This is a genomic window from Neisseria dumasiana, from assembly GCF_022870885.1.
GTDB lineage: Bacteria > Pseudomonadota > Gammaproteobacteria > Burkholderiales > Neisseriaceae > Neisseria > Neisseria dumasiana.
On sequence record NZ_CP091509.1, the window covers coordinates 1,845,898 to 1,864,127 of the forward strand.

The window sequence follows — 18,230 nt, forward strand, 5'->3', positions numbered from 1 at the left end:
CTTGGTTTTCTTGATGCGGCAGCCAAATCCTGAAACCTTTGCAAAACCCCCATCTGCGGCGCATTTCTGCGTTGTGCGCTGCCCGCTCGTTTGCCTATCTGTATGATATGTCTGCACCCGCTGTGCTGCTACGCCTTGAACTGCATCCACATCTGAGGGTTTTGCAAAGGTCTCATCCTGCCGTTGCATCATCGAATTAATAACATATTAAGGCCGTCTGAAAAATCATTTCAGACGGCCTGCATTCATTTCAACAACAAACGCACGATAAATTCATCTTGCGGCAAAGTGAGCTTTAAATTGCGGCTGTCGCCCTGCACCAAACGGGGGCGGATGCCGAGCATTTCTACCGCCGATGCTTCGTCGGTTATCCGGCTTAAATCGCCTTCTGCCAATGCCCGCTGCAACAAATCCGCCCGAAAAAGCTGCGGCGTTTGCGCCTGCCACAAAGCGTTGCGCGGCACGGTGGCGTTAATGCGGCGGTGTTCGTCGGCCTGCTTGAGGGTATCGGCAACCGGCACGGCCAAAATGCCGCCTTCTTCGGCGTCGCCCGCTTCGCTTATCAGACGGCCGAGGGCTTCGGCGGGCAAGCAGCAACGGGCGGCATCGTGCACGAGAATGTTGTCTCCCGCATCGGCCAAACCGCGCTCCAGCAGGGCGTTTAATCCGTTTCTTACGGTTTCCGCTCGGCTCTCGCCGCCGCAGCGCAGCACGATTAATTGATCTGAGGCCGTCTGAAAACAGGCTTGGTGCGTTTCGCTAAAATATGTGTCGTTGGGCGACAACACAACCGCTGTCAGGCTGATGTCGGGGTGAGCGGTAAAAATATCGAGGGTATGCGCCAAAACGGTGCGGCCGTTGATTTCTACATACTGCTTGGGTTTGCCCGCGCCGAAGCGTTCGCCGACACCGGCGGCGGGAATCAAGGCGATATGGCGTTTCATGCCTGCCTCTCCGCGCGCCACACACACGCTGCGCCTACGGTTTTGTCCAAACCGTCCAAATAAGCCTCGTGCGCCGCCAACTCTTCGGCATCGGCCGCCACCACTTTCAAATAGGCCGGGCGTTGGAAATCAACCGACGCACCCACGGCCTGCGGTTCGTCTGCCGGGCTGTCGGCCATCAGGTCGAACTGTCCGCGCGTCATCGCCAAATACACTTCGCCCAGCAGCTCGCAGTCGATTAACGCACCGTGGAACACGCGCTTGCTGCGGTCGACGGCAAAGCGGGTACACAAAGCATCCAGGCTCACTTTCTGCCCCGGAAACATCTCGCGCGCCATGCCGAGGGTGTCGGTTACTTGGCAGCCCAGTTCTTCGATGGTCGGCAGCCCCATGCGGCGGAACTCCATATCGAGAAAACCTACGTCGAACTTGGCGTTATGGATAATCAACTCCGCGCCGCGCAAAAATTCGGCAATCTGCCGCCCCACTTCTTCAAATTTGGGGGCGTTTTTTTCTTCGAGCTGCGCTAAAGTGATGCCGTGTATCGCCGCGGCGTCTTCGGGGATGTCGCGGTCGGGGTGGACATAAAGGTGCAGGGCGTTGGCGGTCATCTTGCGGTTGACCATCTCCAAACCGGCAAACTCCACCAGCCTGTCGCCGCTGTTGGGGTAAAGGCCGGTGGTTTCGGTATCGAGAATGATTTGGCGGGTATTCATGCGTGTTTTCATCAAAAATTCGGTTGGCGCATCATACTAAAAGCACATGGGAAAGTAAAAACAAAGATAAGTGCCGAATGCCGCCGCAGCATGAAAGCGGGCGCGTTCTCCAAGCACCGCACAAGCATTGATAACCATGCGGTTTGGCGGTTGTATAATACGCTCATTGATTAAGGCGTTCCGCCGCAAAATAATTACCGATAAAGAATCTATATGTCTCTTCGCGTTTTACTGCTGCACGGCCTGTATATGCGCCCTTGGGTGATGCAGCCTTTCGCCCGCCTGATAAGCCGGCACGGTTTTATGGCCGACACCTTCGGCTACCGCAGCCTCACGCATCCGATTTCCGCCCACACCGCCGCGCTGGGCGCACACGTCGGCGCTTATTATTTGCGCTGCAACGAGCCGCTGCATTTTGTCGGCCACAGTTTGGGCGGTTTGGTATTGCGCCATTTTGCCGCGGCCTATCCCGAATATGTACGCGGCAGAATCGTTACTCTGGGTACGCCGCACCAAGGCAGCTTTACCGCCGCCCGATTGAAGCGGCTGGGGTTGGCGCGTTTTACTTTGGGCGAATCTTATTGCGATGCTTTGGACGGCTGCGTTCCCGCCCTTCCCGACGGCATCGAATTGGGCAGCTTGGCAGGCAGCAAAACCGTCGGTGTAGGCCGCTTGCTGGGCATTCAAGGCGGGCACGACGGCACGGTTACGATACGGGAAACCTGCTGCACGGGTATGAAAGACCATATCGTTTTGCCGACCTCGCACACCGCCATGCTGTTCGACCGCCAAGTAGCCGCCCAAGCCGCCGCCTTTCTGCTGCATGGCCGCTTTATCCACACAGACCAAAGCGGCAACGCCATCTAAACCGCCCTTTCAGACGGCCTCTGCCTATCCGCCCTTCCATAGATACGGTAAAAAACTTATTTCCGATACAAAACAGCCAGCCGCAGATGGGGGTTTTGCAAAGGTTTCATGTTTTAAAACGCCGCCAATCGGCCTATAATTCCATTCTTTACATACAGGCCGTCTGAAAAGCCACATCCAGCCGCCCGCGGCCTCAAGCAAACAAACACATACGGCCACCAACCTTATTCACACACCCGCTGCGAAACCCGCACAAAGGACACTCCGAATCATGCGCCCGCTGAACGCCCAAATCCGCCTCGACAACCTGCGCCACAATTACCAAACGCTGAAAAACATCCACGGCAACAAACTGCTGGCGGTGGTAAAGGCCAATGCCTACGGGCACGGCGCGGTGCGGTGCGCCCATGCGTTGGCGGACATGGCCGACGGTTTTGCCGTCGCCTCCATTGAAGAAGCGGTGCAATTGCGCGAAAACGGCATCGAAAACCCGATTCTGCTGCTCGAAGGCGTGTTTGAAGCCAAAGAATACGCGCTGGTCGACCAATACCGCCTGTGGCCCGCCGTATGCAGCCAATGGCAGCTTGAAGCCCTGCTGCACCACGAATGGCAGGCTCCCGTGAAAGTGTGGTTGAAAATGGATTCCGGCATGCACCGTGCCGGCTTCTTTCCGCACAACTACGCCGCCGCCTACACCGCCTTGAAGCAGAATCCGAACGTGGCCGAGATTGTGAAGTTCAGCCATTTCGCCTGTGCCGACGACCCCGAAAGCGGCATGACCGAAATCCAGCTTGAAGCGTTCGATTTGGGCTGCGAAGGCTTGGAAGGCGAAGAAAGTCTGGCCAATTCCGCCGCCATCCTGCGCTTTCCCGAAGCCCGCCGCGACTGGGGCAGAGCGGGGATTGCGCTTTACGGCATATCGCCTTTCGGCGGCAGCGACGAACGCCTGAAACCCGTGATGCGCCTGAGCACGCGCGTGTTTGGCGAACGCGTGTTGCAGCCGCATTCGCCCGTGGGCTACGGCGCGGTGTTTTATACGCAAAAATCCACCCGCGTTGGCCTGATTGCCTGCGGCTATGCCGACGGCTACCCCCGCCACGCCCCGACAGGCACGCCCGTGGCCGTCGGCACCCACCGCAGCCGCTTAATCGGCCGCATTTCTATGGACATGATGACCATCGAACTGGACGTTTCCCAAGAAGGCATCGGCGACGAAGTGGAACTGTGGGGCGACACGGTAAACATCAACGAAGTGGCGGCAGCGGCAGGCACGATTGCCTACGAATTATTGTGCAACGTCAAGCGCGCCAAGTTTACTTATTACGAATAACACACAGGCCGTTTGAAAGCGAGCCGTACGAGTTTCGCTAAAACCCGTGCGAAAAAGTTTTCAGACGGCCTTTACTAATAATTTTTGCTTTTTGAATAATCACAATATGAAGGGGAAACTGAATGAAGAACCACACAGAACAATCAACGGTTGCATTATTCATTGATGCCGACAATGCTCCAGCTAAAAAAATTGAATTTATAATTAATGAATTAGCGAGTTATGGCTCGGTAATGGTCAGAAAGATTTATGGCAACTGGAAAAAAGAAAGTTTAAAAGGGTGGGAAGGGATATTATTGGATTACGCTTTGGCTCCTGTACAGCAATTTGATTACGCATCAGGGAAAAATGCTACTGATATGGCAATGACAATCGATGTTATGGATTTACTGTTCCAAGGAAAAATAGATGTGTTTTGTATTGCTTCTTCAGATAGTGATTTCACACCGTTAGCTATGCGTATCAAAATGGAGGGGAAACAAGTAATTGGTTTTGGCGAGAGAAATAAGTCGTCCAAGGCTTTGGTTGCAGCATGTAACAAATTTTTATTTCTAGATGACAATAATGAAAATGAATTGGCGCAAGAAACAGGCATTCGTAAGCAAACCGGAGCAGAATTAAAAAGTAATACTTCATTAATGAACCTATTACGTGATGCCATTGCCCATTGTCGCGATGAAGATGGCTGGGCAGGTTTGAATGAAGTAGGGAAAATTATCAATAATCAGTCATCATTTGACAGTAAGAACTATGGATATTCCAAGTTAGGTGATCTTGTCAGAGCAATTGATATATTTGAAACAAAGCTGGCCGAAAACCGCTCACAAATGTTTGTGCGCAACAAAAGAGATAAATCGATTAAGGCAGCTTAACTGGATATTCATAAAACCATGCAAAGAAAAAAGAGCTATAAATTATGAACGACACCCAATCTCTCGCCTTAACCAAGCAACTCATCGCCCAACCTTCCGTTACGCCCGACGACCAAAACTGCCAGCAGATTTTGGCCGAACGGCTGCAAAAAATCGGCTTTACCGTTGAAGAAATGAATTTCGGCGACACCAAAAACATTTGGGCGCGGCGCGGCACAACTTCACCGGTGGTATGTTTCGCGGGGCATACCGACGTAGTGCCGCCGGGGCCGTCTGAAAAATGGGATTCGCCGCCGTTCGAGCCGACCGAGCGCGACGGCCGCCTTTACGGGCGCGGCGCGGCGGATATGAAAACCAGCATCGCCTGCTTCGTTACCGCCTGCGAGCGTTTTGTCGCCGCCAACCCCGATCACACGGGCAGTATCGCCCTGCTGATTACCTCCGACGAAGAAGGCGACGCGCACGACGGCACCACCAAAGTGGTGGACGCACTCAAAGCGCGCGGCGAATTGATTGATTACTGCATCGTCGGCGAACCCACCGCCGTCGAAACGCTGGGCGACACGGTGAAAAACGGCCGCCGCGGTTCGCTTTCCGGCAACCTTACCGTTAAAGGCAAACAAGGCCACATCGCCTACCCGCATCTGGCGTTGAACCCCATACATACCTTTGCGCCCGCGCTGGCCGAACTGACCGCCGCCGAATGGGACAAAGGCAACGAATATTTCCCGCCCACCGGCTTTCAGATTTCCAATATCAACGGCGGTACTGGTGCAACCAACGTCATCCCCGGCACGCTCAACGTGAAATTCAATTTTCGTTTTTCCACCGAATCCACCGACATCGGCCTCAAACAGCGCGTGCACGATATTCTCGACAACCACGGAGTCAGCTACGATTTGGAATGGTCGTGCTCGGGGCAGCCGTTTCTCACCGAAGCCGGCCGCCTGACCGACATCGCCCGCGAAGCCGTTGCCAAAGTGTGCGGGATACAGACCGAACTTTCCACCAGCGGCGGCACGTCGGACGGCCGCTTCATCAAAGCCATCGCCGCCGAACTGATCGAACTGGGACCCAGCAACGCCAGCATCCATCAGATTAACGAAAACGTGCTGCTGAGCGACATTCCCAAACTCTCGGCGGTGTACGAAGAAATGCTCAAAGCCCTGCTCTGAGGCCGTCCACTCACACACCAGCCTATGCGCCAAACCATCTTCATCGCCGACCTTCACCTTTCCGACGACACGCCGGAACTCAACCGCCTGTTTCTGCAATCTCTCAACCGCTGGCAGGGCAAGGTGGACGCGCTCTATATCTTGGGCGACTTATTTGAAGTATGGCTCGGCGACGACATCCTGAGCGACATCGCCGTTCAGACGGCCTCGGCATTAAAAACCTTCAGCCAAACCGCGCCGGTGTATTTCATCTGCGGCAACCGCGATTTTCTGCTCGGCAAACGTTACGCAGAACAAGCAGGCATCACGCTGCTGCCCGACAACCACATCGCCGAACTCTACGGCACCACCTATCTGATTACCCACGGCGACGAAATGTGCACCGACGACGTTTCCTACCAACGCTTCCGCCGCATTATCCGCCATCCCGTTATCCGCAAAACCCTGCTTTCCCTGCCGCAAAACCGCCGACAGCGCATCGCCCACCGCCTGCGCGCCGCCAGCAAAAACAAGAAACAGCAAATGGGGCAAACCGCCCTTTCCGACGTAACCGAACACGGCGTTCAGACGGCCTTAAGCCGCTATCCCCAAGCCCAAGCCGTCATCCACGGCCACACCCACAGGCCGAATGTCCACCAACACACCCGCCACGGCCAAACCGTTACCCGCTATGTGTTGCCCGATTGGCACGGCGTGCGCGGCGGTTATTTGACGGTTCATGAAAACGGAGCGGAGATAAAGCCTTTAGAGGCCGTCTGAAAACTGTTGCAACAAATAATGCAGGGCGAACACCCCTGCCCGCCGCCCAACCACCCGCAAAGCCCGCATCCGCCCACAAAATATAGTACACTCCCAGCACCTATTTTTTCCCCGGCCACCCATGTCTACCCACATCCCCACCAACCGCGGCCATGAACTCGAATGGCGCAGCGAAAGCACCCAAAAACCGCCCGCACAAGCCGTTTACAGCGGCGAAACCAACGCAGCCGCCGTGCTGGCCGCCGCCCGCGACAACACAGCCACCGTTTGGACGGGCGATTATCACAACGCCAAACAAGTGCTGGCCGCCATGAAAAAACGCCTGCGCAAACCCAACAGCAAAGCCGATGGCGATATTCAGACGGCCTTCCACAGCCACCGCATGCGCCAATCGCAAAACAGCCGTCTGCTCAATATGTTGGCCGTAGAAATCGGCGCAGACTTTTCTCTCGACTTGCCGCGCGCCCCCGATGTTGCCGCCGCCCTTGCCGACGTTTACGGCACACCCGACGGCAAACCGTTTCTACTGCCGCTCAACCGCCTGCTCGGCTACATCGGCGCGCACGAATGGCACAAAAAAGGCGTGTTCGTGCCCGCGCTCGACGCCCGCATTCATGTTCCTTTCGGCGTCTTTTCTCCCTTGCGCGGCGAATATCTCGATTTAATCGCCCAAGCGCCGCTGCCGTCTGAATGCCGAACCGCTTTCGATATCGGCACCGGTTCCGGCGTGATTGCCGCCCTGCTCGCCCGCCGAGGCATTTCCGATATTACCGCCACCGACACCAATCCCCGCGCCATAGCGTGCGCCCAAGCCAATATCGAACGCCTCGGCTTCTCGGCAGACATCCGCATCGAAACCGCCGACTTATTCCCGCAAGGCAAAGCCGACCTGATCGTGTGCAACCCGCCGTGGTTGCCCGCCAAACCCACTTCCGCCATCGAAGCCGCGCTCTACGACCCTGGCCACGCCATGCTCAAAGGCTTTCTCAACGGCGTGCGCGGCCATCTGAACGAAAACGGCGAAGCGTGGCTGATTATGTCGGACTTGGCCGAACACCTGCATCTGCGTTCTCCCGATTTTCTGGCCGAATGTTTTCAGACGGCCCCACTGCAAGTGGTCGATATACTCAGCACCCGCCCCACCCACCGCAAAGCCGATGATGCAGCCGATCCGCTGGCCTTCGCCCGCAGCCGCGAAACCACGTTTCTTTATCGCTTGAAAGCGGCGTAAACACCATCGACACAGGGTATTTGAATGAATATAAAAAATAAATTACTATCCCCTTGATATACCCTGTCTCAGGCCGTCTGAACCTTCCTTACCCCACCCCTCAGGAATCCGACATGAATCTCAAAAACCGCCATTTTCTGAAACTGCTGGACTTTACCCCCGAAGAAATCCAATACCTTCTCGACCTTTCCGCCGAATTAAAAGCCGCCAAAAAAAGCGGCCGGGAACAACAAAAACTGAAAGGCAAAAATATCGCGCTGATTTTTGAAAAAACCTCCACCCGCACACGCTGTGCCTTTGAAGTGGCTGCTTACGACCAAGGCGCACAAGTTACCTATCTCGAACCCGGCGGCAGCCAAATCGGCCACAAAGAAAGCATCAAAGACACCGCCCGCGTGCTCGGCCGCATGTACGACGCTATCGAATACCGCGGATACAGCCAGCAAATCATCGAAGAGCTGGCCAAATACGCCGGCGTACCCGTGTTCAACGGCCTTACCGACGAATTCCACCCCACCCAAATTCTCGCCGACATGCTCACTATGCGCGAACATTGCAGCAAACCGCTGAAAGAAATCGCATTTGCCTACATGGGCGACGCCCGTTTCAACATGGGCAATTCCCTGCTGCTCGGCGGCGCCGTATTGGGCATGGACGTGCGTATCGGTGCGCCGCGCGAACTGTGGCCGTCTGAAGAACTCATCACCCGCGCCCGCCGCATTGCCGAAAACAGCGGCGCCCGCATCACACTCACCGACAACCCGCAGGAAGCCGTGAAGGGCGTCGACTACATCCACACCGACGTATGGGTTTCCATGGGCGAAGCCGAAAGCGTGTGGAAAGAACGCATCGAATTGCTCACCCCCTATCAAGTTAACGCCGAACTGATGGCCGCTTCCGGCAATCCGCACGTTAAATTCATGCACTGCCTGCCCGCCTTCCACAACCGCGAAACCAAAATCGGCGAATGGATTTACCAAGTATTCGGCATGGACGGCGTAGAAGTAACCGAAGAAGTGTTCGAAGGCCCTGCCTCGGTTGTGTTCGACCAAGCCGAAAACCGCATGCACACCATTAAAGCCGTGATGGTGGCTTTGTTGTCTTAAACGTTTGATTTCACGTTTTTTTGAACGCTCGTCCGGGCAATAGCCGCCCGTTCCGGAAAATTAACGGTATAAACCGCCCAACCAAAGTGCTAAAATTGCCGCGTTTTCCATTCCGTTACTACGATTGACCAAAAGGATAAATAAGCTATGGCTACTGTATTGATTGTTCCCGTATCTACCCGTTCCGACGGCTGGGCCGTTACCCAAGCCGTTGCCGCCGCCATGCCTAATGCGGTTGCTTCGCGCGCCTTAGACGAAACCGGCGATGCCGAAAAAATGCTGTGCGACGGCAAATGCGACGATTGGCTGGATATGCTGGTTTCACGAGTCAGCAAACTCGATGCCGAAAACGTGGTCATCAAAGGCATCAAACCCGATGCGGAAAAAATCTTTCTTTCCACCCGCAACATCGAATTGGCTTTATCGCTTGATGCCAATGTTGTGTTTTCCGTATTTACCCACGACGGCAATGCCGAGCACCTGACCAAAAAACTGAACATTGCCAAGCAGGCTTATGTTACCGCTCCCGGCGTATTGGCCGGTTTTGTGTTGGACGGCGCCGATGCCGGTTTGGGTGCGTCGATTGCCGAAAAAACAGGTTTGGCTTATCTCGGCTCTACCGAAAACATCTGCAATACCGATTTGCTGTTGAAAAAAACCGGCCGCATGTCGCCCGCACAATTCCGCGTTAACATGATGGAAGCCGCGCGTAAAGCCAACAAACGCATCGTATTGCCCGAAGGTGCCGAACCGCGTACCGTACAAGCCGCAGCTATCTGCCATGAAAAAGGCATCGCCCGCTGCGTATTGCTGGCTCCGCGCGCAGAAGTGGAAGCCGTAGCCAAAGAACGCCACATTACCCTGCCCGATTCTTTGGAAATAATCGACCCCGCCACCTTAATCGACCAATACGTCGAGCCGATGTGCGAACTGCGTAAGAGCAAAGGCTTAACACCCGAACAAGCCCGCGAACAGCTGCAAGACACCGTTGTGCTCGGCACCATGATGATGGCGCAAGACCATGTGGACGGCTTGGTATCCGGCGCCGTACACACTACCGCCAACACCATCCGCCCCGCCCTGCAACTGATTAAAACCGCTCCCGGAGCCAGCTTGGTATCCAGCGTATTCTTCATGCTGCTGCCCAACCAAGTGCTGGTTTACGGCGACTGCGCAGTAAACCCCGAGCCGACTGCCGAACAATTGGCCGACATCGCCATCCAATCTGCCGATTCCGCCAAAGCCTTCGGCATTCCGCCCAAAGTAGCCATGATTTCCTACTCAACCGGCACATCCGGCGCCGGCCCCGCCGTAGAAAAAGTCGCCCAAGCCACCGCCCTTGTGCGTGAAAAACGCCCCGATATCGACGTGGACGGCCCACTGCAATACGATGCCGCCACCGTACCGAGCGTAGCCAAATCCAAAGCACCCGACAGCAAAGTGGCCGGCCAAGCCACCGTGTTGGTGTTCCCCGACCTCAATACCGGCAACTGCACCTACAAAGCCGTACAGCGCAACGCCAACGTATTGAGCGTAGGCCCCATGCTGCAAGGCTTGCGCAAGCCGGTAAACGACCTGTCGCGCGGCGCATTGGTAGACGATATCGTGTACACCATCGCACTGACTGCTATTCAAGCCGTACAAATGGGTAAATAAACCGTTTTAACCTTAAAAGCCAAAGGCCGTCTGAAAAATAAATTTCAGACGGCCTTTGGCTTTTCATAACCACCGGATTTTCTATGGCGGGTAGATATATATCGCGGGTGGATATATATAGTCAACCAACACATTTTTAATACAAGGCAGCAAACCGCAGACAGTAAAGTAGTATGGAACCGATTCTGTTGCCGCTTTAGCGGTTTAGATATAGAAAATAAACTTTTTTGCTACGGCATTAATACGCCTGCCTTATTACTCATACTGTCTGCAGCTTGCTGCCTTGTATCAAAAATAAGTTGATTGACCTTACTAGCTATCCCACATAAAAACCGGCTGCACACTTGATAACTATTCTTAAATAGAATATAATGTTATATTATAACGTTTAATACAGGAGACATTCCCGATGAAACCCAATCTACACCCCGAAAATTACCGCACCGTATTGTTTTTCGATAGCGGAGCCAACGAAGGATGGCTGATCCGTTCATGCGCCAATACGCACGGTAAAACCATGAAATGGCACGACGGCAACGAATATCCCGTATTTATGCTGGATACTTCCTCAGCTTCACACCCCGTTTATACCGGCAAACAACGCGCCTACAACAACGAGGGGCGCGCCAGCAAGTTTAACCAGCGTTACCAATCTATGATGAACTCGTTCAGAAAGGATAAATAATGCAAGTGCTATCCTCTTTAAAATCAGCTAAAAAACGCCATCGCGATTGCCAAATTGTGCGCCGCAAAGGCAAAGTATATGTTATCTGCAAGAGCAATCCCCGCTTTAAAGCCCGTCAACGCTGATTTTTGCTTTTAAAAAAATTCATTTAACACAGAAAAAAAATCGGTACCGAGCATCTGCTTGGTACCGATTTTATTTAGGCTGTCCAGGAGCTACCATTAATCTACGTTACAGCAATATAGCCGGAGACCTTTTTGCAAAACCTTCAGATGTGGATGCAGTTCAAGGCTTAGCAGCACAGCGAGTGCAGACATATCATATAGATGGCGAACAAGTGAGCAACGCGCAACGCAGAAATGCGACGCAGATGGGGTTTTACAAAGGTCTCAGCCAATCAACTTAACTTTTAGCGTTGCATCAACTTAGCAAGTTAAGTTTATTTGCAGTATTGTCGGGCTTACAAAACAAGTATTGATTTGAATCTGACAAAAAAACAGCAGCCATCAGGCTGCTGTTTAACATTAAACTTGGGGCTGAAGTAGATTAGCCCTAAACACCACACCAAAGCCGCAAAGTTTTTAACTGCTGCTTTGGTGTCCCGAAGTTAAAACGAAACTCACATTCTTTCAAGAACAGAGGAAAAGATTTTCGGTCAATTCCGTTGTATTTGCGCAAGACACGTTTCGCCTGATTCCAAAAATTCTCAATGCCGTTGATATGGTTGTGTCGGTCGGCAAACTTTTTGCTGTGATTAATCCTGTGATGGTGAAAACCGCTGACATCCAACACGTCGTAACTGCTCAGGCAGTCCGTATAAACTACGCTATCAGGTGTAATTTTCCTTGTAATAACAGGAAATAAACTTTCCTTTCGGGCATTATTCACTACAACCGTATAAACCTTACCTCCACGTTTAAGGATACCGAAAACCACCACTTTACCTGCTGCTCCCCTACCGCGCTTTCCTTTACGCTTACCGCCGAAATAGCTCTCATCCAATTCTATAGCGCCCTCAAAAACCTGATCTGCTTCCAAAGCCAAATGACGGCTGATAACAAGACGGATTTTACGGTAGAAGAGAATAGCCGTATTGGGCTGAATACCCAAGATATCGGCAGCAGAACGTGCGGTTACTTCCAATACAAAATATTCAAGCAGTTTTCTTTGCAGACTCTTCTTTAACTTACAGTGGGTTATCTTCATTTTGGCAGCCTATCATGACTGCTAATCTACGTCAGCCCCTTAAACTTTGTTTTGATTTTGCTGTTGCCCTGTTTCGGGTTGTTCCGAAGATGGTGTTTCTTGAGTAACCACTTCAGCAGACGCGGGAACTTCTTTTTCCGAAGATTCAATCTGCTCGGGTGATTCAAAAACATTGTCCACCACAGTCAGCTCATCTTCCTTACGGATATTGTGGCTGTAATCTTTAGGAGGGCTTGGCTGTTTTCCTTGCATGATTTCAACCACTTGGTCGCGATCGATGGTTTCCCACTCCATTAATGCCTTGCACATGGTTTCCATCTTATCGCGATTTTCATCCAAGATTTTGTATGCTACCGCATATTGCTCATCCAAAATACGGCGCACCTCGGCATCTACTTCTTGTTGGGTTTTTTCCGAAATATGCTGAGAGCGGGTAATGGAACGGCCTAAGAAAACTTCGCCCTCGTTCTCGGCATAAACCATTGCGCCCATTTTGTCGCTCATACCGAAACGGGTAACCATTTCACGGGCAATTTGGGTAGCGCGCTCGAAGTCGTTAGAAGCTCCGGTAGAAATACGCCCTACAAAAATATCTTCAGCAATACGGCCGCCATACAGAATCGAAATCTGGCTCAGCATTTGATCTTTATACATGCTGATACGGTCGCGTTCCGGAAGCTGCCAAGTCAAACCCAAAGCACGGCCGCGCGGCATAATGGTTACTTTGTGAACCGGATCGGTAAAATCCAAGCTTTCTGCCACAATGGCATGGCCCGACTCATGATACGCAGTAGCACGTTTTTCATCCTCGTGCATAACCATCGAGCGACGCTCCGGCCCCATATAGATTTTATCCTTGGCATCTTCGAAATCGCTTTGGTCAACTTTGGTTTTGTTGCGTCGGCCGGCAAACAGTGCCGCTTCGTTCACCAAGTTGGCCAAATCTGCACCCGAAAAACCCGGAGTGCCTCGAGCCAACGAAACCAAATCTACCGATTCGTCCAAAGGTACTTTTCTGGCATGTACTTTTAAAATCTGTTCGCGACCGCGGATATCGGGCAGCGGCACAACCACTTGGCGGTCAAAACGACCCGGGCGTTGCAAGGCAGGATCAAGTACGTCGGGGCGGTTGGTTGCGGCAATCACAATCACAGTTTGGTTGCTTTCAAAACCATCCATCTCCACCAGAAGCTGGTTCAAAGTTTGCTCGCGCTCATCATTACCGCCACCCAAACCGGCACCGCGTTGGCGGCCTACTGCGTCGATTTCGTCGATAAAGATGATACAAGGCGCATTTTTTTTAGCCTGCTCAAACATATCGCGTACGCGGCTGGCACCCACACCGACAAACATTTCTACGAAGTCCGAACCCGAAATACTGAAAAAGGGCACTTGCGCTTCGCCGGCAATGGCCTTAGCCAACAAGGTTTTACCGGTACCGGGGCTACCTGCCAGCAGGATACCGCGCGGCACACGGCCTCCCAAGCTTTGATAGCGGTTGGGTGCTTTGAGATAATCTACAATTTCCTGCACTTCTTCTTTGGCTTCGTCGCAACCGGCCACATCGGCAAACGTTACTTTGTTGGTGTCTTTATCAAGCAGTTTGGCACGACTCTTACCGAATGAAAAAGCACCGCCTTTTCCACCGCCGCCGGACTGCATGCGCATAAAGTAAAACCATGCGCCGATAAGCAGCATCACGGGCAGCAAGCTGAAGAACAGGCTGGTGAGCATGCTTGGTTTTTCTTCCGGAATCACTTTCACGCGCACCTGCTTGTCGAGCAGTGTTTTAACCAAATTATCGTCTAAAGGCGCATTGGTGAAAAAACGGGTTTTATCGTTGCGCTCGCCTTTAATCAAATAGCCGCTCAAGCCCGAGCCTTCGATGTTGACATTAGCGACCTCGCCTTTGTTAACTTGCTCGATAAATTGCGAATACTCGATTTGCTGTTTATTTTCCTGTTTGTCGCTGATGGCGTTGAAGGCGGCCATTAAGGCAACACCCAACACCAGCCAAACTAAAACATTCTTAAATATATTCCCCACTGAAACAGGCTCCATACAAGGGTAAAAACAAAAACGGATTTTAAATCAGGCTATCTGCATTGTCAGCGTTTATTTTTAGCCAATAAATAAATCTCACTGGAACGATTGCGTGAAGCTTGAGGCTTGCGCGTTTGTACCACGGCAAATGCTTCGCGCATGGCTGCCATATACTCTTGATAACCGGCTCCCTGAAATACTTTCACGAGAAAATTGCCTCCCGGTTTCAAATGGTTAACGGCAAAATCCAAAGCCAACTCGCACAGATAATAGCTACGCGCCTGATCTGTAACTGCATTGCCCGACATATTGGGTGCCATATCGCAAATTACAAGGTCTAAGGGGCGGTTGCCCAGCAAGGCTTCAAATTCGGCCAATACCGTTTCTTCTCTAAAGTCGCCTTGAATAAACGAAACGCCCTGTATTTCGTCCATCGGCAAAATATCCAGTGCAAATACCCGGCCTTTTTCGCCCGCCAACTCGGCAGCGACCTGAGACCAACTTCCCGGCGCGCTACCTAAATCGGCCAGTACGGTACCCGGTTTGATTAATTTGTCTTTTTCATTGATTTCCAAAAGTTTGTAGGCAGCTCTTGCCCGATAGCCGTCTTTTTGTGCCATATGCACATAATGATCGTTTACATGTTCGTTGAGCCATGCTTTGGAAGATTTCGAGCGGACAGACATAACACTCCACTATCGGTTTAAAGGGAACTATTGTACGTTATTTTCCCCTTAACCATGCAGTTTCGCGTAAAATACCGCGTTTATATTGTTTGAAGAATTTCAAGAAAATGACCGACAAATTAACCACACGCGAGATTTTGGAGCTTAAGGCGCGCGCGCATCATTTGAACCCTGTTGTGATGGTTGGGCAACACGGCCTGACAGACTCTGTAATTAAAGAAACCGATGCGGCACTTACCGCGCACGAACTGATTAAAGTGCGTGTTTTAGGCGACGACCGTGCCGAACGCGTCGAGATATGCGCGGCCTTGTGCGAAGCGGTAGATGCGCAACTGGTACAGCACATCGGCAAATTGCTGGTTTTGTGGCGTAAAAAACCCGAAATTTAATACCTGCCTATCAGCCTGTTTCAATAAGCCTGCTTAAACCATCTCTTAATTATTACGAAAGGCCGTCTGAAATGTTTTCAGACGGCCTTTGTGCCGAACCCCGAGATTGTTTTACTCAGGCTTTATTTTTTTCCTAAAATTTTCTCAGGCATTAAAGAAGAATGGTGGGAAGAAATCAGCCATTGTTTGCCATCCCAAACGTAAGTAAACGTATAACGGCCGGAATGCTTGGTTCCGTCTGCATAAGCAAATGTGTAGAGACCGTTATCCATAGCAATGTTACAACCCAGCTGTATATGGCTTAAGTCGATCGAACCTACGGGCTTATGAATCAGGAAATGTGCGAAATAATCTTCTTTCTCCTCCGGTGTAAAACGCGGCTTGTTGGAAATGGTAGGCAGCAAAACAGAACCCGGAGCATAGTTGGCTACCACCTGCTTGGCATCGCCGCTTTTCAGAGAATGGTTCCAACGGTCGAACAGAGCGGCAATTTCCTGTTTACTAACAGCTTTACAGCCTGCCATATCCGCAGATATTTTGTTTTTTGCCACGCCGGTGGTACAGGCTGCCAATACTGAAGACATTGCCAAAACGGCCAATAAACCCAATTTCATATTGAATTCTCCTTTTAATAAAGGGTGGTCGGAAAGCAATTGAGTTCAGGATAGCATCAATTCCTGCACGATAAAGTTGTGATGGCACAAGGTTTAATTTATATCAAACAATCTGCCTATTTATTTATAAAATGGAAATCATAATTTTATGTTTTTATTAAAAATATTAAAATAAAGAAAAATATTAATAATTTACCCGAATAGAGCTTGATTTAGGCCGTCTGAAACGGTTTCAGACGGCCTTGAAGTGTTTTGCATTTCACTCATTTGGGCAACCGGTAGTGGCCTGTAATTTTGTAGCGGTAAAGAATATCTTCTTCCCGCGTGCCGCGTCCTATATTATGGATAATCAGGGGTTTGCCGCGAACACTCCGGTCGGACACAATACCGATATGGGTTAAACCGCGCCCTAAATCCCAAGTAACCACATCGCCCGCACGATAAGCCCCTGCAACAACACGGTAACCTTTACGGTCAAAATAAGTGGCGATATTCGGCACGCGGCGGTGGTCGATATTGCGGTCGGTTGCTTTCAACCCCCACTTTTTAGGATAAGCCGAAAAGTTTTTCGACATATCCTCGTGAATCATCTGCTGCAAATCCCAGCCTTGCTTTCTCAGCGCGCGGATCAACACGTCGGTGCACACCCCTTTGTGCAGCGGCACGTCGCCCATAGGATAGTCCAGCCGGGTATAAGCGGGATCATAAGATACGGTTTTGCCGATTTGCCAACGTGCATCTTGAACCAATTTCTGAGGCGACAAAGCCCACGCAGGAAATGTATTCAACCCGAACACGCAAGCCGCAAGAAACACACGAACAGGAAACTTCATCCGAATAACTCCGAATCAACTATAAAATACCGATATCATAACCAAACGCCATGCCTTCAGACGGCCTCTGAAAGTTAAGTTGTATAAATATTATATATGGGCATAAACTGTTTCAGGCCGTCTGAAAGCAGCCTGAGACCTTTGCAAACCCTTTCCGCAAGGAGAAGCTTATGTATCCGATTCACGAACCCCGCGTGAGCGGCTTGTTAAAAGTATCCGACATCCATCAGATTTATTGGGAAGAATCCGGCAACCCGCACGGCATTCCGGTGATTTTTCTGCACGGCGGGCCGGGTGCGGGGGCATCGCCGAAAGCACGCGGCTTTTTCAACCCCCGCAAATACCGCGTGGTGATTATCGACCAGCGCGGTTGCGGGCGTTCGCTACCGTATGCCGAAACCGATGAAAACACCACTTGGGATTTGGTGGTCGACATCGAAAAAGTACGCGAAATGCTCGGCATACACAGTTGGCTGGTATTCGGCGGCTCTTGGGGCAGCACACTTTCGCTGGCTTACGCGCAAACCCATCCGGAACGTGTGCGCGGCTTGATTTTGCGCGGCATCTTCTTGGGGCGGCAGAGTGAAATCCGCTGGCTCAACGAGCAAGGCGGTGCGAAACACATCTACCCCGAACAGTGGCAGCATTATCTCGCCCCCGTGCCCGAAGCAAAGCGCGGTGCAATCGTACAGGCCTATCATGAAATGCTGTTCGGCCAAGACCGCGAACAGGCTCTGCGGGCGGCGAAAGCATGGGCGGAATGGGAAAGCTGGCTGGTGCAGTTCGACCCGCAACCGGTGGAAGAAGATGCGGAGCAGGCGTTGGCGATTTCGCGCATCGAAAACCATTATTTCGTCAACGGCTGCTGGCTGGAAAACGAAAAAGCGTTGCTGGCGAATATAGATAAAATCCGCCATATCCCCACCGTGATTATTCAGGGCCGTTACGACATCTGCACGCCGATGCAGAGCGCATGGGAATTGAAACAAGCATTCCCCGAAGCCGATTTGCGGATTGTGCAGGGCGGGCATGCGGCGTTTGAAGGCGAAGTGGCCAAAGGCTTGGTGCAGGCAGCGGACGAATTTGCAGACAAGTTGGCCGTCTGAAAAGAGCGGCCG

19 protein-coding genes are annotated in these 18,230 nt (G+C 51.9%); 12 read left to right on the forward strand and 7 right to left on the reverse strand.

Annotated features, from left to right (window positions below; genetic code table 11):
* Positions 1-245: 245 nt before the first annotated feature.
* Positions 246-944 (reverse strand): 2-C-methyl-D-erythritol 4-phosphate cytidylyltransferase, encoded by a 699-nt coding sequence (ispD, locus tag LVJ88_RS08505; protein ID WP_085417698.1) that lies wholly within the window; start codon positions 942-944, stop codon positions 246-248.
* Positions 941-1,660: a DNA polymerase III subunit epsilon gene (gene dnaQ / locus LVJ88_RS08510; RefSeq protein WP_085417714.1), complete on the reverse strand. Its 720-nt coding sequence runs from the start codon at positions 1,658-1,660 to the stop codon at positions 941-943. Before dnaQ ends, ispD begins: the two co-directional genes overlap by 4 nt.
* A 213-nt stretch (positions 1,661-1,873) precedes the next feature.
* Between dnaQ and LVJ88_RS08515 the strand changes: the two genes are divergently transcribed.
* The 10 genes from LVJ88_RS08515 (at position 1,874) to ykgO (ending at position 11,466) form a co-directional block, all read left to right on the forward strand.
* Positions 1,874-2,527 carry an esterase/lipase family protein gene (locus LVJ88_RS08515; RefSeq protein ID WP_085417699.1) on the forward strand — a complete coding sequence of 218 codons (654 nt, stop codon included), beginning with the start codon at positions 1,874-1,876 and terminating at the stop codon, positions 2,525-2,527.
* A gap of 271 nt (positions 2,528-2,798) precedes the next feature.
* On the forward strand, positions 2,799-3,857 hold the full coding sequence (gene alr / locus LVJ88_RS08520) for an alanine racemase (RefSeq protein WP_085417700.1): 1,059 nt from the start codon (positions 2,799-2,801) through the stop codon (positions 3,855-3,857).
* Between the two features lie 122 nt (positions 3,858-3,979).
* The gene (locus tag LVJ88_RS08525; protein WP_085417701.1) at positions 3,980-4,729 is read left to right on the forward strand and encodes an NYN domain-containing protein; all 750 of its coding nucleotides are present in this window, start codon (positions 3,980-3,982) and stop codon (positions 4,727-4,729) included.
* Between the two features lie 44 nt (positions 4,730-4,773).
* Positions 4,774-5,904, forward strand: a complete 1,131-nt coding sequence (gene dapE, locus LVJ88_RS08530; protein ID WP_085417702.1) for a succinyl-diaminopimelate desuccinylase — start codon at positions 4,774-4,776, stop codon at positions 5,902-5,904.
* 24 nt (positions 5,905-5,928) lie between these two features.
* Positions 5,929-6,663, forward strand: coding sequence for a UDP-2,3-diacylglucosamine diphosphatase (locus LVJ88_RS08535; RefSeq protein ID WP_085417703.1), 735 nt, complete (start codon positions 5,929-5,931; stop codon positions 6,661-6,663).
* A 121-nt stretch (positions 6,664-6,784) separates the two neighbouring features.
* Complete coding sequence (locus LVJ88_RS08540) at positions 6,785-7,894, forward strand: methyltransferase (protein WP_244694140.1); 1,110 nt, start codon at positions 6,785-6,787, stop codon at positions 7,892-7,894.
* Between the two features lie 113 nt (positions 7,895-8,007).
* Entirely contained in the window at positions 8,008-9,000 is a 993-nt protein-coding gene (locus tag LVJ88_RS08545; protein ID WP_085417705.1) for an ornithine carbamoyltransferase, read from the forward strand.
* A 147-nt stretch (positions 9,001-9,147) separates the two neighbouring features.
* Positions 9,148-10,656: a phosphate acetyltransferase gene (gene pta, locus LVJ88_RS08550; protein WP_085417706.1), complete on the forward strand. Its 1,509-nt coding sequence runs from the start codon at positions 9,148-9,150 to the stop codon at positions 10,654-10,656.
* 409 nt (positions 10,657-11,065) lie between these two features.
* Positions 11,066-11,341 (forward strand): type B 50S ribosomal protein L31, encoded by a 276-nt coding sequence (locus LVJ88_RS08555; RefSeq protein ID WP_054599219.1) that lies wholly within the window; start codon positions 11,066-11,068, stop codon positions 11,339-11,341.
* Entirely contained in the window at positions 11,341-11,466 is a 126-nt protein-coding gene (ykgO, locus tag LVJ88_RS08560; protein ID WP_004283474.1) for a type B 50S ribosomal protein L36, read from the forward strand. The genes LVJ88_RS08555 and ykgO overlap by 1 nt, the downstream gene beginning before the upstream one ends.
* 427 nt (positions 11,467-11,893) lie before the next feature.
* On the opposite strand, the gene LVJ88_RS08565 is transcribed toward ykgO, so the two are convergent.
* From LVJ88_RS08565 to LVJ88_RS08575, 3 genes are all read right to left on the reverse strand, one after another.
* Positions 11,894-12,547: an IS1595 family transposase gene (locus LVJ88_RS08565; RefSeq protein WP_244694126.1), complete on the reverse strand. Its 654-nt coding sequence runs from the start codon at positions 12,545-12,547 to the stop codon at positions 11,894-11,896.
* Positions 12,548-12,586: 39 nt separating this feature from the next.
* On the reverse strand, positions 12,587-14,593 hold the full coding sequence (ftsH, locus tag LVJ88_RS08570) for an ATP-dependent zinc metalloprotease FtsH (RefSeq protein WP_085418988.1): 2,007 nt from the start codon (positions 14,591-14,593) through the stop codon (positions 12,587-12,589).
* 62 nt (positions 14,594-14,655) lie between these two features.
* Positions 14,656-15,276, reverse strand: coding sequence for an RlmE family RNA methyltransferase (locus LVJ88_RS08575; protein ID WP_054599220.1), 621 nt, complete (start codon positions 15,274-15,276; stop codon positions 14,656-14,658).
* A 107-nt stretch (positions 15,277-15,383) separates the two neighbouring features.
* Between LVJ88_RS08575 and yhbY the strand changes: the two genes are divergently transcribed.
* Positions 15,384-15,665 carry a ribosome assembly RNA-binding protein YhbY gene (gene yhbY, locus LVJ88_RS08580; RefSeq protein ID WP_054599221.1) on the forward strand — a complete coding sequence of 94 codons (282 nt, stop codon included), beginning with the start codon at positions 15,384-15,386 and terminating at the stop codon, positions 15,663-15,665.
* A 122-nt stretch (positions 15,666-15,787) separates the two neighbouring features.
* Here yhbY and LVJ88_RS08585 read toward each other — a convergent pair whose 3' ends face one another.
* Together LVJ88_RS08585 and LVJ88_RS08590 are read right to left on the reverse strand one after the other, a co-directional pair.
* A complete protein-coding gene (locus tag LVJ88_RS08585) occupies positions 15,788-16,279 on the reverse strand; it encodes a nuclear transport factor 2 family protein (protein ID WP_085418987.1) in 492 nt (163 codons plus the stop codon).
* A gap of 263 nt (positions 16,280-16,542) precedes the next feature.
* On the reverse strand, positions 16,543-17,112 hold the full coding sequence (locus tag LVJ88_RS08590) for a DUF1287 domain-containing protein (RefSeq protein ID WP_085418986.1): 570 nt from the start codon (positions 17,110-17,112) through the stop codon (positions 16,543-16,545).
* A 170-nt stretch (positions 17,113-17,282) separates the two neighbouring features.
* On the opposite strand from LVJ88_RS08590, the gene pip reads away from it, so the two are divergent.
* The gene (gene pip, locus LVJ88_RS08595) at positions 17,283-18,218 is read left to right on the forward strand and encodes a prolyl aminopeptidase (protein ID WP_085418985.1); all 936 of its coding nucleotides are present in this window, start codon (positions 17,283-17,285) and stop codon (positions 18,216-18,218) included.
* The last annotated feature ends 12 nt before the right edge of the window (positions 18,219-18,230 follow it).